Below are 21864 nucleotides of genomic sequence, written 5' to 3' on the forward strand. Positions count from 1 at the left end.
CTCCTATTTGCTAAGCTTTACGCTTATGTCGTTTTTTATGTTGTTTATGTCAATATTATCGCTTATCAGCACGTATTTGGCGTCGCTTGGCAGCTGTAAGTCGTATTTGTGCATCGCCTTGTGTTCCTCAAAACTCACTATCTGCTCTAAATTTTTATCATAGATCCTCACCAAAGGCACCCAGCGGCTAGGCTCGTTAGAGACGATCTCAAGCTCGCTAGCACCGCCCGTGTTTAAAAAATACGCCCCGGCAGAACGCGGTAAAACAAACTCCTCACCAAAAATAGGCTCGCCGCTTTTTATCTGTGCGTCTTTTGCCTCAAGGCTAATGACTAGATTGCCGCTTTGTCTGCTAAATTCTAAAATCCCAAAACCGCTTGCATCAAGAGCCTGAGCGAGCAAAACGGGGTCGATGCCACCACTTTTAAGCGCGATGAGAGAGTAAGAAATAGGCGATAAATTTGAAAATTCATTGACTCTGGCGATGTTTGCGCCCATCATATCAAGGCTGAAATTTAGGGCTTTTACAAAAATCGCAGGCGAAATTTCATCGCTCGTGGTAAATTTTAAATTTAAGCTCGAAGAGGAAAATGACGCCGCATCAAAAAGCCCGTTTTCTTGCAAGAGACCGACTATCTCCTTTGTCTTTACGAAGCCTTTTTCATCGATAAATTTACTCTCGTCGCTAAAAAGAGAGCGAGCGGCCGAGGCATCGGCGCTAAGAGCCTGCGCACTAAGAGTAGCGCTCGCAGCAAAGAGCAGGGAGCAAAAAAGAGCCTGCAAGGCTAGGAATTTTACCAAGATTTGCCCTTGTTTAAAGCGATGAATTCATCGTAGCTTATGGACTTTATCTCGCCATTTTCGACTAAAAATCTAGCCGGCCTGCTAGGCGTGAATCTGCTGACTTTATCGCCGACTTTCAGCTCTATCGAGCCATTGCCACAGACGACGAGCTGTCTTTGTTTTAAATTTATAGAGATATTTTTATTCGAATCGCTTGAAATTTTCTGCCCGTTTTCTAAATTTATGATGCCTATCCAGACCTTTTGTTTTGGGATTATCAAGGCTTCGTCCGCAGAGCCTATGACCTCGCTTGCGTTAGTGTCCTTTGAGGAGATGCTCGTAGTGAGCTTTTCTAGCGCCGAGCTTTGCGTGCCGGCGTTTTGATCTAGTTTCACATCTTGTGCCGCGAGCTGCGGAGCGCTTAAATTTTGCTCTGCGGGCGCCGTGACCTCTCGCTCGCTTTGGCTGGCATTTTTATCCGCGCTTAAGCGCTCGCCACCAGCTTGAGTTATCGTTATGTTCGTATCTATGATATTTTTTTTTACTTCGCTTACGATGCTAGACTCCGAATACACCGCGCTTCTGTTCTCATCGTTGAAAAACGACGGTATGCTTTGGGCGTATTTGTAGATATCAAAATAATAAGCACCAAACGCTATGAGCGCCAGTATGACGACCCAAAACAGCCAGCCGAGCGAACCGCCGGATCTTTGCGTGACTATCTCGTCGCTCGTGTATGATGAAATTTTAGGATTTATCTTCGTTTTTTTGCTCTCGTCCGGCTTGTTTTCGCTCAAAAAGGCTTCGTATTCTTCCAGCCACCATCCAAGGTCGATGTTGTATTCACGTTGCAAAATTTTGATGTAACCCTTGGCGTTTAGGCGCACGAGCTTGGCGAAATCCTTATCTACGATACTTTGTAAAAAAACGGGCTCGATGTGCGTCTTGCGCGAAATTTCCTTGATACCGATCTCTTTTAAAATTTCAAGTTCATTCATTTATCATCCTATCACAGATTATCGCAAAGGCCGCGCTCACGTTTAGCGAGTCCCAGCCCTCTTTTAGTTTTATCCCTACGCACTCGTCGCATTTTGCGAGCGCCTTTTGCGGGATGCCTTCGCTTTCCGAGCCCATTATCAGTGCTCGCTTGGGATCAAATTTCATCTCATGCACGTTTTTGCCGTTACTAGCGGTAGCATAAAGACAAAAGCCGCTTTGTTTGAGCTCGTTTAGCAAACTCAGTCCGTCCTCGAAAAGCGCTATTGGGATCTCATAAGCAGCACCGCTACTGGCACGCAAAACGCCTTCCATATTTATGCTCTTTGCAACTACTATAAGCCCCTCGCAGCCAAGCGCATAAGCGCTCCTCGTGATAGCTCCGATGTTTCCTACGTCGCTGATGCCGTAAAGCACGGCAATGAAACTCATCTTTTTTAGCTCGTTCATCGCGGCGAATTCATATTCTCCGACCTTGGCCAAAAAGCCTTGATGGTTGCCGCCTCGAGCCAAAGACTGGGCCTTTTGATTATCCACACGAGATATATGCTTACCAACGCCGCAAATGCGCGAAAATAATTTTTTATCGCACTCTTTTGAGAGATATATCTCTTCTATCGTTTGCGGATGCTTGTCCAAAATATGCAAAAATAGCTGTTTCCCGTATATTATCATGGGTTTGATGATACCCAAAATCAAGTAAAATTTAACTTATTTTTGAAGAAACGCTCAAATATATCAGGCAAAATACACAACCGCTAAAATGCGGCTACAAAGAGGCTATAAGCTCGGAGTATATCTTTTTTACGTCTCGTCCCGTGATCTTGCTTAGCAGCTTGGCTTTTGCTTTTGGTGCGATATCAAGGGTGTTTATGTCGTCTATGCTTATGGCTTGCGTCGCTGCATTTGGATTTTGCGAGATGACTACGCACCATTCACCGTTTAGGTTGGCATCTTTTAGCTCGTTTGCGACACCTTTGGCGCTGCCTTTAAATTTCGTCTCAAATTTTTTAGTCGCCTCTTTTATGACAAAAATTTCACGCTCGCTATCAAATTTCGCTAAATTTTCAATAAGGCTCAAAATACGTTTCGGGCTTTCATAGATCACGCATGGGTAGGCTAAATTTAGGGCGTTTTGTATGGCTAAATTCCTATCTTTGCCAGTATTTGGCAAAAAGCCTAAAAATACGAATTCCTTATCGCAAAATCCGCTTGCTACGACGCTCAAGAGTGCAGCGTTGGCTCCGCTTAAAATTTCATAAGCGATGCCGTTTTTTTGAGCGTATCTAACGAGCGCCACTCCTGGATCGCTGATACCTGGCATACCCGCGTCACTCATATAAGCCACGTTTTTATCAAAAAAATTTTCATCTAAATTTGCAAAAAAATTAGCCTCGTTGTGAGTATGTAGGGGGATGAAATTTCGTATGTTTATGTTCGCGTCAAAGCGGTCGTTTAGTAGATTTACGAGACTTTTACTGACTCTCGTATCTTCGCAGATGATCACCTCGCATCCGCGCAAAACGCTGATCGCGCGAAGCGAGATGTCTTCTAAATTTCCTATCGGAGTAGGAACAAAATAAAGCAAGGCTTAGTTTAATGCGTATTTTTTCTTGAATTTCTCGACGCGGCCGGCGCTATCTACGATCTTTTCACTACCTGTAAAAAAAGGATGGCATTTGTCGCAAATGTCGATCTTGATCTCGCTTTTGTTCGATTTTGTTTTAAAAGTGTTGCCACATGCGCAAGTAACGGTACAATCGATATACTCCGGATGTATCTCTTTTTTCATGATTTTTCCTTTATTAGTTTGACTGTTTTTTATTTAAGCAAGCTGGGATTATACTAAAAAAAGCTTAAAAAATCAAATAAACTACACTAAAAATTTACTAGCCACACTAACAGCCGCGGTTTGCGACCTTAAAATACTATTCGTATCAAGTGAGTAGCTAGAATTTATCTTACGCGTCTCTTCTAAAGCAAAGCCTCCCTCAGGACCGATAAAAAGCAGCTCTCCTTTATATTCGGTTAAATTTTTACCGCCAAAATTTACGAGTGCAACATCTTTATAAACGGCTAAAAATTCGTCTAAATTTTTATAAATCTCAAAGCTCATCAGCGAGTCGCGTCCGCACTGCTCGCAAGAAAGCGCGCTTATATATTCGAGGCGCTTCACGTCTATTTTAAAATTCGCCTGCGAAAATTTCGTATAAACAAAGATGAGTTTGCCAACGCCAAGCTCGTTTAAAAAAGGGATCGTCTTTTCGATAGTTTTTGGATCCACGACCGCCCAAGCGAGGCTAAATTTATAGTCTCTCACTGTAAGAGTCGATGTAAAAACAAGCCTCAGTCTAGCATCTTTGCGCCCAAATTCCTCTATCTCGTAAAGATAGTCCTTGCCGTCTTTCAAATTTCTTAAATTTACGCGCTCGCCGACCTTCGCTCTGCGTGCCTTTAGATGCAAAAAGGCTTCGTTTATGATCTTTAAATTTTCGCAGCCGGCCATAGCGTCATATAAAAACTGCAAATCAATACCCAGCGATGATTATGAGTAAAATTTCAGCCAAGCTCTGAAACAGGGCAAATCGCCTGAATTTAGCCAGCTGCTTGGCGCGCGCATAGAATTTCAGCTTTTTAAACCCGACCGCGCTAATAGCTATCAGCGCCACGATCACGACTATCATTTTTACGGCTTTAAAGCTTAGCTCATAGTTATAAGCGGCCGCTAAAATAAGCCCCGTAAGGATCATGAAGCTTAAAAGCATGTGATAAATCGGTAAAAAATATCTGATACGAAGCACGTAGTTTTTGGTATCTATGCCAAACTGCGTCAAAAAAAGATATATGACGCAAAGCAGTAGCAAAACATGCATGAAGCCTTGATGTATCGGGAAAGTGTAGGCGTAAAGCTCGCTTAGATATTGGTTCAAATTTCGCCCTATTTTTGTGCGTTTTGCGTATCTTCTATGGCCGGTTCCGGCGGTAAATTCTCATCTATGCTGACGTTTGCGTCCGGCTGAGCGATGGAAACGTCGCTTGGCACCGGCTCGCTTTTAGGCGCGGTGTCGCTCTTTTCATCGCCGCATCCTACAAAAACGCTCGCACATATCGCCAAAATCAAAATTTTATAAAATTTCATCAAACATCCTTAGCATTTACGATAGGCTTTTTAAATTTTATCTTTTCAAACAGCTCTTTATCGTCCCACTCGTCGATCACGGCCTGCGAAAATACGATCCGGTCTAAATTTATCTCACCCATTTTCGCGTTATAAGCATCATCTCTAAAGCACTGCGCATAGCCCGTATCCGTCTCATGCACGATTATGCTCTCTAGCTTCACCTCGCGCTCGCCGTTTTGCATGATAGTAGTGCTCAAAAGCCTATCGATGATGACGAAAAATATCCTGCAAAACTGCTCCGCCGAGGGATTTAGCGGGATCTCTACCCAGCGCGCGGAGTGCTTTTTCAGATCGCTTTTATACTCCGCCTCGTCGCCTGAAAATATCGTCGTAGCGTGATCGAAGCTGTCGATTATGCACTTGATGTTTTGCTTCATCAAGCCAAAATCATAAACCATGCCGGCATTATCCAAAAAATTTGAGCTTAGCAGCACCTCAGCCTTGTAGCTATGGCCGTGGATGCTCGTCCTGCAGCGCTTTGAGCTGCAAAACCTCACGATATGCGCGTTTTCAAACGTAAAAAGTTTTCGTATTATCATCAAACACCCTCTTTTTTATCCCAAAGCCTGATGTGGATGCGCTCGGAGTAGTTAAATCCGTGCTTTATAGCAAAATCTGCGACCCTTGGCGCATTTTGCTCCAGCTCGCTCCTACTAGCGCCCATCGCCATGCACCAAACAGGCGCATCCGATATCTTCAGCACTTGCAAAATTTGTTCCAAGTCATTATCGCCAGGCGAGCTTAAAACAAACTTATAAAAGCTCTCTTTAGCATTTTTGCAAATCGCCTCTATCGCCTTCATATTTATACGTTTATCTACGCTCACGCCACTGTTTGCGAGCTTTATGCCAAGTGCGAATTTACATTTTTTATATACCGGGAATTTTGCAAAATTCACCTCGATCGTGCCGTTTGTCTCAAAATGCACATCAAAGCCAAGATTCAGCAAATTTTGTACTAAATTTATGAAATTTTCATTTTTGTGATGTATGAGAGGTTCGCCACCGGTCAGAACCACGATAGGCCTGGTTTTTAGCCCTTTGCATATATTTTTTACAAGCGATAAAATTTCATCGCTAGAGTATCTCTTGGACTTAAAATGTCCTTTAAAAACGGCTCTTGCACTATCGCAGCCGATCAAAATTTCGCCCGTTTTGTTTGATCTTGTTTTTACGTCAAAGCCGATGCAGTTTAGATTGCAGCCAAAAAATCGCAAAAATACGGCGAGCCTGCCCTGGTAAGCACCTTCGCCCTGAACGCTCAAAAAGCTCTCGACAAGCTCCAGTCCTCTGCCGCCGTCTCGCATCACCCGCCCGTTTGATAAAAGGCGCGCGAGGAGGTCTCGTTAGCGGCCCCGACAGCCCATTTGTTCTCTTTGGGCTTATTGGCCAAGACTTGTCTTAAAATTTCGCTCGCTCCTATGATGTCACCGCGACTGACGGCATCTTTTATGCTAAGCGCGTCCTCGAAATACAAACACGGTATGAGCAGTCCCTCGGCACTTAGGCGGATGCGGTTGCAGCTCTCGCAAAAGTCATGCTTATGCGGATCGATGATACCGAATTTATATCCGTCGTCCAGGCGGTAGATCGAGGCCGGTGCGTTTGGCAACTTTTCATCCTTCGTGACATTGTATTTTTGTGAAATGATATCTAAAATTTCGTCGCTTTTTAGGCCTTTTAGATCATCTTTCGCGTGAGAATTTTCCATATATTCGATAAATCTTATCTGCGAATTCCTAAACCTTGCGAATTCGAGCAAATTTATAAGCTCGTCGTCGTTCACGCCCTTTAACGCGACCGTGTTTATCTTTACCTTCAGTCCCGCGTCAAGAGCAGCCTCAAACCCGGTCAAGACCTCGTGTAAAACGCTCTTTTGAGCTATAAATTTAGCCTTTTGCTCGTTAAGCGTGTCAAGCGACATGTTTATGCGCTTTAGGCCAGCATCTCTTAGCCTCTTTGCGTAGTGGCGCAGCATAAAGCCATTAGTCGTAAGTGCCAGATCGATATCCGGCTTATAGTCGCTTATCATCTTTACGAACACGTCAAGATCTTTACGCACCAGCGGCTCGCCGCCGGTCAAACGTATCTTTGTCACGCCCTCGTCTATGGCGACCTTGACAAACAAAAACAACTCCTCGAAGCTGAGTAAATTTTCCTTTGGCGTCCAGCTAAAAGGCGTCGTCGGCATGCAATACCTACACCTGAAATTACAGCGCTGCGTAACGGAAATACGCAAATAATCAACCACCCGACCATATTTATCTACAAGCATTATGCACCTTTGAAAGCTTGGTTAAGGCTTTATTTTTACCTTGTTGGTTCGTTAATTATATGTTAAAAATTTTAAATACACATAAAATTTTTTATATGAAATTTTATATTTTGGAATTTTATTTAGCGTGAAGACATAGCCGAATTTAAGCCAGCTGATGAAGCTTTAGCACGAATTCCACTCGGCCTACGCCTAGATGCAGGTCCTTTGCTATGCTCTCTATGCTCTTGCCGGAGTTGAACATCCGCACGATCTGTTCCTCCTCGTCCTGCGCGCTTGGTGTTATCTTGCCGATATCGCGGGTGCGCTCCTCAAGAGTGAAAATCCTATCCTTTTGCTCGCTGGCAAACTCGTCTATAACGCGCTCGATACTCTTTATGGCTTTGACGATAGGCACGATCTTTTCGTTCAGCTCGGTTTGTAAATTCTTTTCGAGCTCCTTTTTCATTTCGTCAAGCTCGTCAGGATCGTCATGCTTGAAATTCGCCAAAGATGCGATCTGTTTTTTTAGGTTGAAATTCTCCTGCATGGCGCTTTCTATGGCGCGCTCGTATCTAGTAAAGCGCCTGTTCGTCTCGGCGTCTTTTATAAATATCAACACGATAATGATGATTAAAACTATGCTAAAGCCGCCAAATAGATAAATTTCCATCTTTTTCCTTTATGAGCCAGATCTCAGCTCTCTTATCATCACGCGCTCCCTAGCGGTCACATAGGCGTTCCAGTCGCTCTCGTCCTCTTCGTGCATCGTATCTATCTTTGCCGTGCGCTCGTCAAGGGCTAGCAGATAAAGGGCTATGGTGCGCTTAGGAAAGACCGGCATCAAAATTCTCGCGTAATATCGCTTATTGGCTTCAAATTTATGCTCGCTTATGCGCACATGCTCAAAGCCTATGGCGTCTATTTTCACGCTCTTACTTAAAGGCAGATAGCGCTTGTGCTCGTTTCTGACATATTCGCTGAGCGCATCGACCTTTCTGTGAAGCTCGATCATAAGCGTCAGTAAAACTTGATCGCTGTCTTTGGTCTCTCCACGCGATTTAGCGCGCTTTAGCCACGCTCCAAGCGGGTCTTCATCGCCAGGAAGCACGGAGTTGAATTCCCTCAAAAATTTTTCATCGCCCGCCTCGTCAAGCTCAAATTCCATATCAAGAGGAGCGGGGATCAAACGGATATCACTCATAATACACTCATCCAAACAAATATAAAAAATAAAATTCCAAGATAGCCGTTTAATGTGAAAAACACGCGGTCTATCTTGCTAAAGTCACGCCTAACGATCCTATGCTCCTGCCACAAAATCACACCGCTTAATAAAATCCCAAAAAACGCAAATCCGCCTAAATTTGCCGCCCAAGCAAAAAGCAGCCAAAATATCACCGACAAAGCGTGAAAAATAGCCGATATAAACAGTGTCGCCTTATCGCCATAAACGGAAGGTATGCTAAAAAGCCCGTGTTCGCGGTCAAATTCTATATCTTGTAGCGAATAAAGCAGGTCAAATCCTCCGACCCAAAACATCACGCCAAGGCAGAGCAAAACGCTCCAAAGCGGGATCTGCGCGCTCACTGCGACCGCCCCCGCGATAGGCGCTAGCCCTAGGCTAAGGCCCAAAACAAGGTGCGCTAGCTCGCTAAAACGCTTAAATATCGAATACCCCGCCAAAACCGCCAAGATAGGAAAGCTCAGCCAAAATGCGAGCGAATTTATAAAATAAGCGCAAACGACGAATATCACGCCATTTGCAGCGATAAAAATTCGCATATTGTCTTTACCGATGCGACCGTCCACGCTCGGGCGATTCGCCGTTCGTGGGTTTAGCTTGTCGATATCCTCGTCTTTGTAGCGGTTAAACGCCATCGCGAAATTCCTAGCCGAGACCGCGCACAAAGCCCCTAAGATCAGCAACTTAAAGCCAAACCAAGCCGAGCCGTTTATATGTTTGCTAGCGACTATCATCGCCGTAAAAATAAAAGGAAGCGCGAACACCGAGTGCTTGAAAACGATGAGCTCGCCGATATCTTTTAACTTTTTTATAAAATTTTCCATACATTTCCATTTCAAATTTTAAGGATTTTACACTCTTTTGCTTTAAATTTAAATTTATATTGTTATAATCGGGCAAATTCAAGAAAAAGGGGCGGATATGAGCAAGGTCGTTGTTATCGGGGCTGGTGTCAGCGGACTGATGAGCGCTTACGAGCTGGCAAAAAACGGCGAAGACGTCTTAGTGATCGAGCGAGGAGACGGCGATTACGATATGAGCGGGATATTAAGCGCATTCAAGACGCCTCCTTTGGCGCACGATGGCGTCATATCGGGCTCATTCAAGCGGCTCTTTGCAGGCACTAGCGAGCTTAGCATCAGCCCCAGCCTAAATGAAAATTTTCGCAGCTGGATGACGAAATTTAGCCTTAGTATAAACGACGAGCGCATAAAAAGATCGCAAATTTTATTTGAAAAATTTGGCGGCGAAAGCTATGAAATTTACGCTCAGCTAAACGAGAAATACCCTCAGATAAATTTCAAACGAAACGGTCAATTTCTAGTCTTTACCGATGAAAATAGCTTTAAAAAACGCCTGGATAGTATCAAGATAGGCGATCAAACGCAAGAAATTTTAGACATTGAGGGCGTGAAAAACGAGCTTGGGTTTTTAAACCAAAATATAAAAGGCGTCATAGATCTAAAGCAAAACGCCCAAATAGACGTGCAAAATTTGGCTGACGCCCTAAAAAGAGAGCTCGAAAATTTAGGCGCAAACATCGTTAAGGACGAGATCGCTTCGTGGGAATTTAGCGGCAGTCTCATCGCTAAAGCCATCGGCAAAGAAAACGCCTACGAGGCCGATACTTTCGTGCTGGCCTCCGGTATAGACACCCTGCTCGCAAGCCGTCTGGGCTCGAAGCTAAATTTGATCCCGTCTAAATTTTACAGCATCGATCTGAAATTTAGCGCAGAAAAGATCCCCTCAAAGCCGGTCGTTTTAAACGATCTGTTCGCCAAGATAATGCCTAAAACGGACGGCGTCAAGATCACATCGGGCCTGCAAATAGGCAACATCGACACCCTCATTCGCATGGATAAGATAAATGAATTTCTAAACGCGCTAAAGCCCTTTGGCACGACATGCGAACTAAAAGAGCCAAGATACAGGGCAAATTTCATCGCACTGACGCCAAACGACATGCCTTTGATCGGGCGCGACGAGGTTTATAAAAACTTGGTCTTTAGTATGGGGCACGGCTGGCTCGGGCTTAGCTTCGCACCAGCTAGCGCTCGCCTCGTGGCACGCCTCATAAGCGAGGATAAAGAAAACATCGACATCAACGAGCTGCTGCTTTTTAGCGGATTTTATCAGGGCTAAGGTTGTTTTGCGAATTTGCCATCATCGGCACCACCGCAAGCGGCAAAAGCGCGCTCGCGCTGCAAATCGCACAAGAATTTAGCGGCGTTATTTTAAGCCTTGACAGCCTGGCACTCTACAAGCAAATCGATATCGCAAGCGCGAAGCCAAGCCGCGAGGAGCTGGCCAGCGTGAAGCATTTTGGCATAGACGAGATATATCCGAACGAAAATTTCAGCGTCGGCATGTTTTTTAAAATTTACGAGCGCGCCAAAGACTACGCTCTAAACGCGGACTGTCCGCTCATCATCACCGGCGGCAGCGGCTTTTATCTAAGATCGATGCTAAGCGGCCTGGCTCCTGACGTGCCAAAATGCGACGAGGCTTTAAGCAACGATGAAATTTACGCGCTGGCAGCTAGGATCGATCCCGAATTTTGCGTTAAATTTAGCCCCAACGACAGCTACCGCCTCGAAAAATGGTATCAAATCTACAAATTTAGCGGCGCAGCGCCCAGCACCTGGCTAAGAGAAAATACGAGCGAGCCCGTGATAAAAGAGCTCGCGATATTTGAAATTTTATGGCCGACGCAGGCGATAAGAGAGCGCATACAAAGGCGCACGCAGGCGATGTTTGAGGCGGGGCTGCTAAAGGAGGCGAAATTTTTATTCGACACCTATGGACGCGAGGCAAAGCCGCTAAGATCGATCGGGCTAAAGGAGTGCGCAGATTTTTTTGACGCCAAGATATCGCGCGAGGAGTTAGCCTCGCTCATCTGCACGCACACGGCTCAGCTCGCCAAGCGCCAACGCACCTTCAACCGCTCGCAATTTAGCAAAATTTTCATCGGCGAACCGGACGCCGCGAGGGAGAAGATCAAGGAATTTTTAACAAACCAAGCAAAGCGCCCATAAATGCGAATCTAGCTAGAAATTCGACTTTGGATTTAATATATTTTTGACCTCATCGTCGCTTAGCTCGTAGCCGTAAAATTTCTCGTAAAATTCCTTCGTTTTTTGCTCCAAATTTAGCTCGGCAAATAGCTCAGGATATATCATCTTTCCCAGCCAGAGCGGCTGCAACGCACCCTCAGCACTTCGCACGCTCCATAGATACACTCCGCTTGGCACGACGAAGACCTTGGCGTTTTTAACCGCCTTTATACCCTGGAACGACGCATTTTTCATGATCTGAGCCTTGCCCTCGGGCGAGTTTGTGATGATGACGTCAGGATCGTAGAGCACGACTTGCTCCTCATTTATCGTTTTTGAGATCTTAAACGACGCAGGGTCCATGTCCGAGCTTAAATTTATACCGCCAGCGACCTTTATATACTCGGCTCCGATGTCGTTCGCACCGATGGTCGAGAAGTTGCCGGAGTTGAAATTTAGAGCCAAAACGCTTCTTTTTTGCTTTAAATTCGCCGTTTTTTCCTGCACGTATTTCACGTTTTCGTCAAAATAGGCGTTAAATTCCGCCGCTTTTTGCACGCTTTTGCCGCCTAAAATTTCAGCGATCTTGCTCACGCACGATTTTATCTCGCCGATCGTGCCAAATTTATCGAGCCTCACGACCGCGATCCCAGCGGCATTTAGCTGCTTGATTTGATTTTCGTCAAACATCATGGACACCGGCCCAAAGACGACCTGTGTTTTTGATGCGATGAGTGTCTCGACGCTGCTTCCTAGCATGCCGCTTTGATTGCCGCTGGTGCGGATCTTAGGAAAAATTTTAGCCATGAGTGGCGGCAGACGAGACGCGCCCGAGATGATCTTCTCCTGCTGCCCCAGCATCGCACTCATCTGCACGAAAGCCCCTATCATCGGTGTCGCGCGCTCCACCACATCAGGGATGCGCACCTCCTTGCCCTCGCTGTCCGTGACCATCCTGGCCTGTAAAATGACCGCAGTCAATGCTAAAAACAAAATTTTTTTGAACATGGTTTTTCCTTTTTAAATTATATAACGCTATAGCGAAGTCAAATCTTGTGAAGCGACGCTATCGCCGCCGATTTACAGGGAAGCGGTAGCTGACCGCGTAAATCGTGCTATACGTTCGGCGCCTTGCGGAGCAAGTAAGATTTGCGAAGCGATCGTTTAAGGATATCAACACCCCTTTAAAATAAAGCCCTTAAATTTAAAAGCCCAGCAAATCCTCACACCATCGGTACGCAGACAAATTTTTCCCTTCCATCTACGATCACTTTTTCCACCCTGACATCCACGCCGTAAGCCGCTTTTAAATTTTCGCTCGTGACGATCTCGCCAGCATCGCCGTAAAGGCACTTTGCTCGCATCAACAGGGCGACTTTGCTACCCGTGTAAAAGGCATGCTCTGGCGAGTGCGACGTCATCACGATGATAAAGCCCGCCGCTTTTAGCTTGTTTATCTCGCTTAGCACGCGGATTTGATTGCCAAAGTCGAGGTTCGCCGTGGGCTCGTCTAGCATCATGATCTTCGCCTCTTGCGCGAGAGCTCTGGCGATGAGTACCATTTGACGCTCGCCGCCGCTTAGATCGGTGTAAATTTTATCCGAAAACGCGCTCATACCAAGCCTATGAAGCGTCGCCTCAGCGATAGCAAAGTCTCTTTTTGACGGGCTTTCAAACAGCCCAAGGTGCGGCGATCTGCCCATTATCACGACGTCCATGACTTTAAAAGGAAACGGCGGCGTGTGAGCTTGCGGCACGTAGCTAAAGAGCTTCGCGCGCTCTTTATCGCTAAGGCTAAGAAGCTGCTCATGCTCCGCAAAAACGCTACCGCCAAGGGGCTTTAAAAAACCCAAAACGGACTTAAAAAGCGTCGTCTTACCTATGCCGTTCGCACCCAGCACGCATAAAATTTCGCCATCATCAAGCGCAGCGTCAAATCCCTTTACAACGCACTTTTCACCGTATCCACAGCTTAAATTTTGGATCTTAAATTTCACAGCCAGCCCTTTTTGCTGCGATAAAGCAGATAGATGAAGACCGGTGCGCCAACGAGCGATGTGAGCACGCCAAGGGGCACTTCGCTAGCCAGCATGCTACGTGCGGCGGTATCGACGACGAGCAAAAATAGCCCGCCACCTAGCATCGAGACTGGCAGCAGCGTCTTAAAGTCCGCTCCCACCGCAAAGCGCGCGATATGCGGGATCACGAGCCCTATCCAGCCCACGATACCACAAAACGCCACGCAACTAGCCGTCAAGAGTGTCGATGCGCAGATGATGACGAAGTTGTAAAATTTCACATTCACGCCCATGCTCTTGGCCTCGTCCTCGCCAAATGCCAGGATATTGAGCCGCCAGCGCAGTAAAAAAAGTGGCACGAAGCAAAGCGCGACCACGCATGCTAGGTAGGCGACGTTTGCGTATCCGCCCGTGCGAGCGAGGCTGCCCATGAGCCAAAACGTGATCTCAGGCAGCTTATCGTCGCTATCAGCTAGAAATTTAAGCAGTGAGCTAGCCGCCCCAAAAAGCGAAGAGATCACGACGCCACAAAGCACCATCACTAGCACGTTTATTTTGCCTTTTGCGATGAGCGAGCTTAAAAACACCACGAGTACGACCGCGCCCAGCCCAAAAGCAAACGCCATAACCTGCACGCCAAAATTTGGCAGCGACAAGATGATCGCGATGCTAGCTCCCACCGCCGCACCGCTGCTGACGCCAAGTATATCGGGCGAGACGAGAGGGTTGCGAAAGAGCCCTTGATACACCGCACCACTAGCGGCAAGCGCGGCCCCCACGAGCAGGGCAAAAAGTATGCGTGGCAAGCGTATCTACGTGATGATAGTATAGGCCTGCGCGTCTGCTGGCTCGCCGCCAAAGAAAAACGTCTGTAAATTTTGCGCTATCTGGGTGAAATTTAGCCCGTATCTGCCCACGCCGATCGACGCAAACGCGAGTATAACGACGAGCACACATAGCAAGATAATGATTTTGGTGTTGTTCAAATTTTTCCTTTTTGATTTGGGTAAATTTAGCAGTCCGCCCTGTCAGCGAGCTCTCGCACGTCCCACCACATCACGTAGCTTTTAGTCGGGCGGAAAAATCGGTATCCGCCCTCAAATTTCTGCAGATATTTATCTACGTTTGCGCGGTAAATTTTCTCCCTTTTAGCGGGCACGTCGCCTGCAAATTTAAAGTGCGCGTATGCCTCCTCCTTGCTCGCAAATACCGCCTCGTAGCCGTCATCTAGCACGCGGACATTTACGTTTGCGCCCATGTCGTAAAGCATGTTGAAAGTGATGTTGTAGCCAAACATCCTATTATTTTTGCTCGTCTCTTGGCGAGTATTTTTGACGGCGTCTTTACCGCTCGTTTTTGGTGTTTTTGGTGCGTCTTGCGCGATGCCTTCGAGCAGATCAAGCTGAATTTGCCGCAAGCTTGGCTCGGCGTCCAAAAAGCAGATCAAGCAGACGAATTTTCGCGCGATCTTGTTTAGCTTTTTGATGTCGCCAAGACCTAGCGAGCGCGAGGCGATGACGACGTCGTGGAGCCCGATGACCTCCGTCGCGTCATCATCCAGCCAGCTTTTTTTGAGGAATTTTATATTTTTCACACCCGCTTCCTTGGCGTTTGTCTCGCAGTGATGCAGCATTTTAGCAAACGCATCGACGGCGGTCACGCTTTTTGCGATGCGCGCTATCGGCACGCTTAGCCTACCCGTGCCGCAGCCGATGTCTGCGACGCTGTCTGCGCTCGTGACGGGCAAAATCTCGACCTGTTTTAGCGTGAAGTCGCGCTCAAGCTTTACCATCTCGTTATACATATCCGCCACATCGTCCCAGTCGATGCGGTTCACCCTGCCGTTTGTGTCCGTCAGATCGGCAAATCTAAGCTCTCTTATCGCTTCCCAGTTTAGTAGCCCTTGCATGTTTTTCTCCCATGATAGACAAAGCTAATATCTAAATTTTTAAAAGTATCAAGTGCCTTTAAAAATTTAGATCGGCAGCAGCTAAGCCACTGCCGAATGGGCTAAATTTAGACTAAATTCGCCTAGAATTTGACCTGTGCTGAAAGCATAAATGTCCTGCTTTGTCCCAAGAATAGAGAAGTAGAGCTATCTCCACCACCACGACCTGGATTAACCGTTCCGTCCATTGAAGCAGGGAACATACCGGCCCAGTATTTTTTATCAAAGAGGTTATTTATGTTAAACCTTATGGTAGTTTGCTTTCCTAACCAAGCGTTTGTTACATATCTCACGCCCACATCGGTTGTGAAATAGCTAGGCACTGCATAAGTGTTCGAGCTATCGGCGTAACGTTTGCCCGTATAGTGGAAATTTGTCGTAAATGCAAGTTTGTTAGTGTTTGGCACTACATAGTCAAAGAGCAAATTCGACTGGATCCTAGGCTCGCCAATCACATATTTATTTTCTGCATAAGCCGCCTTAGCTTCTTTGATTTTTGGATTTATCAAAGTTACACCACCAAATACACTTAAATTTTGCACTATCACACCGCCAGCCGTTAGCTCAAGACCGACATTTTTTTGAGTTCCTTGCTCTGAGTAGATACCGTCATCTCCCAAATACGCAATAGGACGTTTGATCTCAAAGAGTGCTGCACTTAGGTCAAGCTCGTTTATCCTAGCCTTTGCACCGATCTCATATTGTTTGCTTCTATATGGCTTTAGCACGACGGTTTGCCCTTTTCTAGGACCGTTATCATATGTATATGAGCTACCGGCCATCAAGCTATCGGCGTATGTGATATAAACACTTACGTTTTCAACCGGTTTATATATGAAGCTTGCTGCGTAGCTTAGCCCATCTTCGTCGTAAGTCTTTTTACCCTTTACGACATCTTTATTCTTAAACCATGAATTTGATACGGATAAAATAGTGCTGAAATTTTCATTAAATTTGATGTCATCAGCAACTGCTATATTATACATATCGTTATATGAACTCTTATAGGCACCGCCGCCTTTTCTAAAATTTGGATTAGGGTTAAATACCTTTGGGTTGCTTAGATTTGATCTGCCAAAAATATAGTTAGCCGACCCTCTATCTTTAGCACCAAATAGCGTCCAGCGATAGCCATTTGTGGCTACGCCCAGGCTGTGTTCTATGCCTCCCGTTTTAAAGTCGGTAGTGCCTTTTAAAAACCAGCTACTAGCCTCAAATTTACTCGCTGCACCGCTTCCGCCACTTTGAGAAACTCTAAAATCGCCATTTTGATTTAAAAGCGTATTGCTCGCGCCATACATATCTCTAACGGCTCTTTGCCACTGATAGCCACCCTCAAAATACCAATTCTCGTTCGGAGCGTATTTAAATTTAGCACTAGCAGTCGTCGTTTTTAGATTGCTTCCCGCAAAGGGCTGACCAAGCCCCGCTTTTGTCGTTTTAACGGCACTTGGGACGCCAAATCTTGCAGTGCCCGTACTTGGATCTACCGGTAAAGAAAAGCTACCCGGCATACCTTCCATTATGTGCTGATAGTAGCTAAAATTTGTCTCTATCGTTAGGCTTTCGGTCGGATAAAAGTCAAGCCCTAGGCTCGCTAGACGCCTGCGATAATCGCTTTGTTTAGCTTGCCTCTCACCGCCGCTCACATAAAACACACCGCGGTAGCCGACTTTCTCAAATTTATCCGACGTATCAAGGCCTATGCCTACGTTTTTACGAGAGGTGTAGTCCGTCCAGATGATATTTTGTAACGGCACAGGACGTTTTCTCGTATAGTTGAAAATTCCAGCCGGGTTTTGTCCGCCGTAAAGCGAGCCGGCAAGTCCGTTTTGTATCTGCAAACTCTCAAACATATACATCGGTATGGCTGTCGTCGAGATAGCGTAAAATCCGTCCCAGAAGACGTTACCAACGACGCTGCCCTCAAAGCCGCGCGTCTGCGGGCGACCGACCTCAGCGCCGCCGCGGTGCTGGATTTGAGCCGAAGGGAAATATTTGACTGCGTCCTCAAAGCCCACGACGCCTTGGTGGTTCATCATCTCCTTTGTCATCGTGTTTATCTGATAAGGCATATCAAGCACCTTTTTACCTGCAAGCGGACCGCTTGCAACTTGTTTGTTTAAAATTCCCTCCTCGATACCGCTCTCGCTGACGGCATCACCTACGCTATTTACCTCGACGGCTTGTAGCTTTTTCTCCTCTATCGCGCCAGCATTCACGGCAAAAAATATCGCGCAACACGCCACGATAGAAAGTAGGTTGCTACCACCCCCCATATACTTTTTCATGATAACTCCTTGATAATGTAAAGTAAATTTCATGTGATTTTAGGATTTGTTTGCTTAGTAAATATTTAAAATTTATTTTTTATATTGTTAAGATACCATATATATCGTTAAGATTCTATATACATATAAAGATATATATTTTAGATAGTAATTTTTACTAAAATTTTAAAAATCAAAATTTTAAGGCTTTTAGACAAAATTTCTTAAGAAAAAATTTTAATATTCAGATATTTTTAGCCCTTTTTTATGATAAAACACCTGGATAGCGATAAATTCAAATATTGATAAAGAATTTCAATATATTTTTACTATCAAAATTTAGTAGAAATTGAAAAAATTAGCCCAAAAATTTAAACTATCTTTTATCAAATTTGTTATAATATCCCATCAAAAATAAAAAGGATAAAATCTATCCTAATTAAGGGCAAATTTTGAGAGTATATTTAGATAATAACGCCACGACGATGGTCGATCCTGAAGCATTCGAGCTGATGAAACCATTTTTTTGCGAAAAATATGGCAATCCAAATTCCTTACATAAATTTGGCTCCGAGACACATCCGGCGCTAAGGACTGCGCTCGATCAGCTATATGCGGGCATAAATGCCAAAGATAGCGACGATATCGTGGTCACCTCGTGCGCGACAGAGAGCAACAACTGGGTCGTGAAAGGGGTTTATTTCGACAAGATCGCTACGGGTGAGAAAAAACGCATCATAACAAGCGCCGTGGAGCATCCGGCTATCGCTGCAACGTGTCAATTTTTAAAAAAATTTGGCGTTGAGCTTACGATACTTGATGTAAACAGTGAAGGCGTCGTAACTGCACAACAACTAAGAGATGCGATGAGCGATGATGTCGCACTGGTCTCCGTGATGGTCGCAAACAACGAAACGGGCATGATATTTCCGACAAAGGAGCTAGCGGCGATAGCGCATGAATACGGAGCACTTTTTCACAGCGACGGTGTGCAAGCCGTAGGCAAAATCCCTATAAACGTGCAAGATCTTGGCGTTGATTTTCTAAGCTTTTCGGCACATAAATTTCACGGGCCAAAGGGCGTGGGCGGACTTTACATAAAAGACAGTCAACCCCTAAGCAGTCTGCTTCACGGCGGCGAGCACATGGGCGGGCGCAGGAGCGGCACGCTCGATGTCGCAGGTATCGTCGGCATGGGCAAAGCACTTGAGCTAGCCAACAAATACATGAGCTTTGAGGGCTCACACGTGCGCCGTTTGCGAGACAAGCTGGAGGATGCGCTTTTATCTATACCTGATGTCAGCGTAGTAGGCAAACGCGAACACCGCGTGCCAAATACGATCCTGGCGTCCATAAAAGGCGTCGAGGGCGAGGCTATGCTGTGGGATCTAAATCGTGCCGGTATAGCGGCATCTACGGGCTCTGCATGTGCCAGCGAAACGCTCGAGAGCAATCCGATAATGGAAGCCATAGGAGCGGACAAAGAGCTCGCGCACACCGCGCTTAGGCTATCTCTTTCACGCTTTAACACAGAAGCCGAGATCGACTACGCGATAGAGCATATAAAAAAGGCGATAACCAGGCTAAGGGCGATCTCAAGCACGTTTGCATACGCGCCGATAGGTCACGTAAGCGGCCTGTAAATTTTAGAAAAAGAAAAGGTGGCGGTATCGTGAGATAAATTTAAAAGATACTCACGAGACAATACCGCAACCGCAAAGGAATAAAATGGCAAAAAATAGTTTGATAGGCGGCTCTATCTGGGACGAATACTCTCAGGTAGTGCAAGACAGGATGAATAATCCTAGATTTATGGGTGAGCTGACCGAAGAGGACGCCAAAAAGGCAAATGCAAAGCTCATCGTAGCGGACTTTGGTGCAGAAAGCTGCGGCGATGCGGTGAGGCTTTATTGGCTGGTCGATGAGAAGACTGACACGATAATCGATGCGAAATTTAAGAGCTTTGGCTGCGGGACTGCGATCGCCAGCTCCGATACGATGGCCGAGCTTTGTATCGGCAAAACTGTCGACGAGGCAGTCAAGATTACCAACATCGACGTCGAAAAAGCGATGCGAGACAATCCCGACACTCCGGCTGTTCCACCGCAAAAGATGCACTGCTCGGTCATGGCGTATGACGTCATCAAGGCGGCGGCGGCTAGCTACAAGGGCGTAGATCCCGAGCATTTTGAGGACGAGATCATCGTGTGCGAGTGCGCGCGCGTGAGCCTAGGCACGATAAAAGAGGTCATCCGACTAAACGATCTAAAAACCGTTGAGGAGATCACGCAATACACCAAAGCCGGCGCATTTTGCAAATCCTGCGTACGCCCTGGCGGACACGAGAAACGCGAATATTATCTAGTCGATATCTTGCGCGATACTCGTGCTGAAATGGAGCAAGAGAGACTAAAGGCCCAAGCCAACGCACAAGCTAACAACAACCTAAGCGACCTAAGCTTTGACGAGATGACATTGGTCGGGCAGCTAAAAGCGGTCGAAAGCGTAATAGATCAAGAGATCCGCCCGATGCTGATGATGGACGGTGGTAACCTCGAAATTTTAGACATCAGAAAAGACAACGACCAAAACGTCGATGTTTATATCCGCTACCTGGGAGCCTGCTCGGGCTGTGCGAGCGGTGCTGGCGGCACTCTATACGCGATAGAAAACGTGCTTCAAGAGAATTTAAGCCCGCACATTAGAGTGATGCCTGTGTGACGTGAAATTTAGCCTGTAAAGTGAATTTGCAGGCTAAATTCTAAATCTACATTAAAATTTACAGGTGTGAAATTTCAAAGGCTAAATTTTTAGCCGAGAACTCCGCCTTTAAAGCATTTTCTTTCCCCGCTAGAGAGTCATCGATAAACCTCTTATGCAAATCATAAAATTTCTTGCTATATTCGTCTAAAATTTTAAGTAGCTCGTCAAACGCTCTGCCGGCAGTATCGATGTCAGTTCCCGTGTAGGCGGCTATTTTCCTGGTCCTAAAATCAGGATCGCTTTGGCTCATGTATTGCTCTAAGCTTTTACCGCTTTTTAGGAAGTCGTAGTAGTTTTTTACTTGCTGGGTTACGCTAAGAGATCCTGATTGTTTGTGAGCCTCAGAGGTAGTGGCTTCGTAATATAATTAAATTATGAAATAACTCTCCGACGGTAGTCGTATCAAGATCGTTATTTTGGGTTAGTCCGACGACTTCTATATATCCTCTTTTTTCATTATGGATGATATCTAGGCTTCCCTTTTCTATATCAGCGGGCGAGGATACTCCAAAAGCGTATGAAAATCCAGTTTTCATGCTTCCATCGGATAAATTTTCTATTTGTAATAGATCGTTTTGTTCTCTCGTATCATTTCTAGTCTGATAAATTTTAACTAAATTTCCAAATATACTGCCATCATGACTATAGCCAGCCGGCATAGAAAGCATTTGCTCCTGAGTTATATTGGTATCTCCACTTAGATCTATCGCATTGTTCGTATAGGCTTTAAAAAATTTCCAAGCTCTAGAGATAGCTTCTATCGGTTCAAGTCCTGTTTTTTCGTTACTGGCATAATCTACTGCCATATCCATAGTCTTTATATGAATTTTGACATTTTGAGGGATGCCGGCTGCTTTATTAAAGTCAGCTCCGAAAAAGCCTTTACTATCAACATTAAAGCCATATTTCGTAGGAGTATCATAGACTGATTTTACATTGCTGATAGAATTTAGATTTGACTCCAAATTTGATTCTTTTATGTCTTTGATTATTTTGTTTGTGTTGTATGAAGCGTAAGAATTTGAGTAGGACGGAACATAATCGCTATTTAGACTTTGCATTTGCTTTACCTCCTAAATTTTAAAAGGTAAAGCAATGCTCGTTCCAAATTTAGCCTAGGCCTTTCGTCTGGCCGCTCTGATCGGGATCACGAAGATCGCGGCGATAGCGTAAAAAACTATGCCAAAAACCGCCGCCATCATAAATATCATCCCGATATCCACAAACGATGACTCCAGCCTAAACTGCTCCAAATAATCTATCAAAAACCAAAACGCCACGCCAAGGACTATGGCGAAGGCGAAAAAGCCCCAAGAGAATAAAAAATTTAAAATTTTAGTCATATCTGCTCCT

Annotated in this window: 27 protein-coding genes; 4 read left to right on the forward strand and 23 right to left on the reverse strand. The window is 45.5% G+C overall.

Features of this window, described 5'->3' with window-relative positions; all coding sequences use genetic code 11:
- Positions 1 to 3: 3 nt before the first annotated feature.
- From HMPREF1139_RS00990 to mqnP, 14 genes are all read right to left on the reverse strand, one after another.
- Positions 4 to 801 carry a hypothetical protein gene (locus HMPREF1139_RS00990; protein WP_009649741.1) on the reverse strand — a complete coding sequence of 266 codons (798 nt, stop codon included), beginning with the start codon at positions 799 to 801 and terminating at the stop codon, positions 4 to 6.
- A complete protein-coding gene (locus HMPREF1139_RS00995) occupies positions 795 to 1781 on the reverse strand; it encodes a hypothetical protein (RefSeq protein WP_009649505.1) in 987 nt (328 codons plus the stop codon). The genes HMPREF1139_RS00990 and HMPREF1139_RS00995 overlap by 7 nt, the downstream gene beginning before the upstream one ends.
- The gene (gene rlmB / locus HMPREF1139_RS01000; protein WP_009649636.1) at positions 1774 to 2454 is read right to left on the reverse strand and encodes a 23S rRNA (guanosine(2251)-2'-O)-methyltransferase RlmB; all 681 of its coding nucleotides are present in this window, start codon (positions 2452 to 2454) and stop codon (positions 1774 to 1776) included. The genes HMPREF1139_RS00995 and rlmB overlap by 8 nt, the downstream gene beginning before the upstream one ends.
- A 94-nt stretch (positions 2455 to 2548) precedes the next feature.
- Positions 2549 to 3367 carry a 16S rRNA (cytidine(1402)-2'-O)-methyltransferase gene (rsmI, locus tag HMPREF1139_RS01005; RefSeq protein ID WP_009649748.1) on the reverse strand — a complete coding sequence of 273 codons (819 nt, stop codon included), beginning with the start codon at positions 3365 to 3367 and terminating at the stop codon, positions 2549 to 2551.
- A 3-nt stretch (positions 3368 to 3370) separates the two neighbouring features.
- Positions 3371 to 3571 (reverse strand): 50S ribosomal protein L31, encoded by a 201-nt coding sequence (rpmE, locus tag HMPREF1139_RS01010; RefSeq protein ID WP_009649619.1) that lies wholly within the window; start codon positions 3569 to 3571, stop codon positions 3371 to 3373.
- Positions 3572 to 3652: 81 nt separating this feature from the next.
- Positions 3653 to 4306 (reverse strand): 16S rRNA (uracil(1498)-N(3))-methyltransferase, encoded by a 654-nt coding sequence (locus tag HMPREF1139_RS01015; protein WP_009649489.1) that lies wholly within the window; start codon positions 4304 to 4306, stop codon positions 3653 to 3655.
- 1 nt (position 4307) lies between these two features.
- Positions 4308 to 4709, reverse strand: coding sequence for a hypothetical protein (locus tag HMPREF1139_RS01020; RefSeq protein WP_009649856.1), 402 nt, complete (start codon positions 4707 to 4709; stop codon positions 4308 to 4310).
- 8 nt (positions 4710 to 4717) lie between these two features.
- Entirely contained in the window at positions 4718 to 4918 is a 201-nt protein-coding gene (locus tag HMPREF1139_RS01025) for a hypothetical protein (protein WP_009649706.1), read from the reverse strand.
- Positions 4918 to 5499, reverse strand: a complete 582-nt coding sequence (locus HMPREF1139_RS01030; RefSeq protein ID WP_009649581.1) for a 6-pyruvoyl trahydropterin synthase family protein — start codon at positions 5497 to 5499, stop codon at positions 4918 to 4920. The genes HMPREF1139_RS01025 and HMPREF1139_RS01030 overlap by 1 nt, the downstream gene beginning before the upstream one ends.
- Positions 5499 to 6245, reverse strand: coding sequence for a 7-carboxy-7-deazaguanine synthase QueE (locus HMPREF1139_RS01035; protein ID WP_232209593.1), 747 nt, complete (start codon positions 6243 to 6245; stop codon positions 5499 to 5501). Before HMPREF1139_RS01035 ends, HMPREF1139_RS01030 begins: the two co-directional genes overlap by 1 nt.
- A 20-nt stretch (positions 6246 to 6265) precedes the next feature.
- Positions 6266 to 7234 (reverse strand): GTP 3',8-cyclase MoaA, encoded by a 969-nt coding sequence (gene moaA, locus HMPREF1139_RS01040; RefSeq protein WP_011991755.1) that lies wholly within the window; start codon positions 7232 to 7234, stop codon positions 6266 to 6268.
- 145 nt (positions 7235 to 7379) lie between these two features.
- Positions 7380 to 7886: a DUF6115 domain-containing protein gene (locus HMPREF1139_RS01045; RefSeq protein WP_009649867.1), complete on the reverse strand. Its 507-nt coding sequence runs from the start codon at positions 7884 to 7886 to the stop codon at positions 7380 to 7382.
- A gap of 9 nt (positions 7887 to 7895) precedes the next feature.
- On the reverse strand, positions 7896 to 8417 hold the full coding sequence (locus HMPREF1139_RS01050; protein WP_009649764.1) for a hypothetical protein: 522 nt from the start codon (positions 8415 to 8417) through the stop codon (positions 7896 to 7898).
- The gene (gene mqnP, locus HMPREF1139_RS01055; protein WP_009649594.1) at positions 8414 to 9283 is read right to left on the reverse strand and encodes a menaquinone biosynthesis prenyltransferase MqnP; all 870 of its coding nucleotides are present in this window, start codon (positions 9281 to 9283) and stop codon (positions 8414 to 8416) included. The genes HMPREF1139_RS01050 and mqnP overlap by 4 nt, the downstream gene beginning before the upstream one ends.
- 97 nt (positions 9284 to 9380) lie before the next feature.
- On the opposite strand from mqnP, the gene HMPREF1139_RS01060 reads away from it, so the two are divergent.
- On the forward strand, positions 9381 to 10601 hold the full coding sequence (locus HMPREF1139_RS01060; RefSeq protein ID WP_009649848.1) for an NAD(P)/FAD-dependent oxidoreductase: 1221 nt from the start codon (positions 9381 to 9383) through the stop codon (positions 10599 to 10601).
- A gap of 2 nt (positions 10602 to 10603) precedes the next feature.
- A complete protein-coding gene (miaA, locus tag HMPREF1139_RS01065; RefSeq protein WP_009649767.1) occupies positions 10604 to 11494 on the forward strand; it encodes a tRNA (adenosine(37)-N6)-dimethylallyltransferase MiaA in 891 nt (296 codons plus the stop codon).
- Positions 11495 to 11506: 12 nt separating this feature from the next.
- Here miaA and HMPREF1139_RS01070 read toward each other — a convergent pair whose 3' ends face one another.
- The 6 genes from HMPREF1139_RS01070 to HMPREF1139_RS01090 form a co-directional block, all read right to left on the reverse strand.
- A complete protein-coding gene (locus tag HMPREF1139_RS01070) occupies positions 11507 to 12520 on the reverse strand; it encodes an ABC transporter substrate-binding protein (RefSeq protein ID WP_009649555.1) in 1014 nt (337 codons plus the stop codon).
- A 215-nt stretch (positions 12521 to 12735) separates the two neighbouring features.
- On the reverse strand, positions 12736 to 13509 hold the full coding sequence (locus HMPREF1139_RS01075) for an ABC transporter ATP-binding protein (protein WP_009649518.1): 774 nt from the start codon (positions 13507 to 13509) through the stop codon (positions 12736 to 12738).
- On the reverse strand, positions 13506 to 14336 hold the full coding sequence (locus HMPREF1139_RS01080; protein WP_009649688.1) for a FecCD family ABC transporter permease: 831 nt from the start codon (positions 14334 to 14336) through the stop codon (positions 13506 to 13508). The genes HMPREF1139_RS01075 and HMPREF1139_RS01080 overlap by 4 nt, the downstream gene beginning before the upstream one ends.
- A gap of 6 nt (positions 14337 to 14342) precedes the next feature.
- On the reverse strand, positions 14343 to 14516 hold the full coding sequence (locus tag HMPREF1139_RS11815) for a hypothetical protein (protein WP_009649828.1): 174 nt from the start codon (positions 14514 to 14516) through the stop codon (positions 14343 to 14345).
- Between the two features lie 26 nt (positions 14517 to 14542).
- Positions 14543 to 15439, reverse strand: a complete 897-nt coding sequence (locus HMPREF1139_RS01085; RefSeq protein ID WP_009649701.1) for a class I SAM-dependent methyltransferase — start codon at positions 15437 to 15439, stop codon at positions 14543 to 14545.
- A 122-nt stretch (positions 15440 to 15561) separates the two neighbouring features.
- Positions 15562 to 17769 (reverse strand): TonB-dependent receptor, encoded by a 2208-nt coding sequence (locus tag HMPREF1139_RS01090; RefSeq protein ID WP_009649679.1) that lies wholly within the window; start codon positions 17767 to 17769, stop codon positions 15562 to 15564.
- 431 nt (positions 17770 to 18200) lie between these two features.
- Here HMPREF1139_RS01090 and HMPREF1139_RS01095 point away from each other — a divergent pair, with 431 nt between their 5' ends.
- Positions 18201 to 19391, forward strand: coding sequence for a NifS family cysteine desulfurase (locus HMPREF1139_RS01095; protein WP_009649557.1), 1191 nt, complete (start codon positions 18201 to 18203; stop codon positions 19389 to 19391).
- An 85-nt stretch (positions 19392 to 19476) separates the two neighbouring features.
- On the forward strand, positions 19477 to 20469 hold the full coding sequence (locus tag HMPREF1139_RS01100; RefSeq protein WP_009649889.1) for an iron-sulfur cluster assembly scaffold protein NifU: 993 nt from the start codon (positions 19477 to 19479) through the stop codon (positions 20467 to 20469).
- 58 nt (positions 20470 to 20527) lie between these two features.
- On the opposite strand, the gene HMPREF1139_RS01105 is transcribed toward HMPREF1139_RS01100, so the two are convergent.
- The 3 genes from HMPREF1139_RS01105 to HMPREF1139_RS01115 all read right to left on the reverse strand — a co-directional run bounded on the left by HMPREF1139_RS01105 (position 20528) and on the right by HMPREF1139_RS01115 (position 21854).
- Positions 20528 to 20761, reverse strand: a complete 234-nt coding sequence (locus tag HMPREF1139_RS01105; RefSeq protein WP_009649584.1) for a hypothetical protein — start codon at positions 20759 to 20761, stop codon at positions 20528 to 20530.
- A gap of 91 nt (positions 20762 to 20852) precedes the next feature.
- Positions 20853 to 21572, reverse strand: coding sequence for a hypothetical protein (locus HMPREF1139_RS01110; RefSeq protein ID WP_009649600.1), 720 nt, complete (start codon positions 21570 to 21572; stop codon positions 20853 to 20855).
- A gap of 54 nt (positions 21573 to 21626) precedes the next feature.
- Positions 21627 to 21854 (reverse strand): hypothetical protein, encoded by a 228-nt coding sequence (locus HMPREF1139_RS01115; RefSeq protein ID WP_009649463.1) that lies wholly within the window; start codon positions 21852 to 21854, stop codon positions 21627 to 21629.
- Between the last annotated feature and the right edge of the window lie 10 nt (positions 21855 to 21864).

Source organism: Campylobacter sp. FOBRC14, from assembly GCF_000287855.1.
GTDB classification, from domain to species: domain Bacteria; phylum Campylobacterota; class Campylobacteria; order Campylobacterales; family Campylobacteraceae; genus Campylobacter_A; species Campylobacter_A curvus.

Coding starts and splice junctions, on each gene's coding strand:
- HMPREF1139_RS00995 (WP_009649505.1), bottom strand. CDS start 1,781: ATGAATGAACTTGAAATTTTAAAAGAGATCGGTATCAAGGAAATTTCG.
- rlmB (WP_009649636.1), bottom strand. CDS start 2,454: ATGATAATATACGGGAAACAGCTATTTTTGCATATTTTGGACAAGCAT.
- rpmE (WP_009649619.1), bottom strand. CDS start 3,571: ATGAAAAAAGAGATACATCCGGAGTATATCGATTGTACCGTTACTTGC.
- HMPREF1139_RS01025 (WP_009649706.1), bottom strand. CDS start 4,918: ATGAAATTTTATAAAATTTTGATTTTGGCGATATGTGCGAGCGTTTTT.
- HMPREF1139_RS01030 (WP_009649581.1), bottom strand. CDS start 5,499: ATGATAATACGAAAACTTTTTACGTTTGAAAACGCGCATATCGTGAGG.
- moaA (WP_011991755.1), bottom strand. CDS start 7,234: ATGCTTGTAGATAAATATGGTCGGGTGGTTGATTATTTGCGTATTTCC.
- HMPREF1139_RS01045 (WP_009649867.1), bottom strand. CDS start 7,886: ATGGAAATTTATCTATTTGGCGGCTTTAGCATAGTTTTAATCATCATT.
- HMPREF1139_RS01050 (WP_009649764.1), bottom strand. CDS start 8,417: ATGAGTGATATCCGTTTGATCCCCGCTCCTCTTGATATGGAATTTGAG.
- mqnP (WP_009649594.1), bottom strand. CDS start 9,283: ATGGAAAATTTTATAAAAAAGTTAAAAGATATCGGCGAGCTCATCGTT.
- HMPREF1139_RS01060 (WP_009649848.1), top strand. CDS start 9,381: ATGAGCAAGGTCGTTGTTATCGGGGCTGGTGTCAGCGGACTGATGAGC.
- HMPREF1139_RS01070 (WP_009649555.1), bottom strand. CDS start 12,520: ATGTTCAAAAAAATTTTGTTTTTAGCATTGACTGCGGTCATTTTACAG.
- HMPREF1139_RS01085 (WP_009649701.1), bottom strand. CDS start 15,439: ATGCAAGGGCTACTAAACTGGGAAGCGATAAGAGAGCTTAGATTTGCC.
- HMPREF1139_RS01090 (WP_009649679.1), bottom strand. CDS start 17,769: ATGAAAAAGTATATGGGGGGTGGTAGCAACCTACTTTCTATCGTGGCG.
- HMPREF1139_RS01100 (WP_009649889.1), top strand. CDS start 19,477: ATGGCAAAAAATAGTTTGATAGGCGGCTCTATCTGGGACGAATACTCT.
- HMPREF1139_RS01105 (WP_009649584.1), bottom strand. CDS start 20,761: ATGAGCCAAAGCGATCCTGATTTTAGGACCAGGAAAATAGCCGCCTAC.
- HMPREF1139_RS01110 (WP_009649600.1), bottom strand. CDS start 21,572: ATGCAAAGTCTAAATAGCGATTATGTTCCGTCCTACTCAAATTCTTAC.
- HMPREF1139_RS01115 (WP_009649463.1), bottom strand. CDS start 21,854: ATGACTAAAATTTTAAATTTTTTATTCTCTTGGGGCTTTTTCGCCTTC.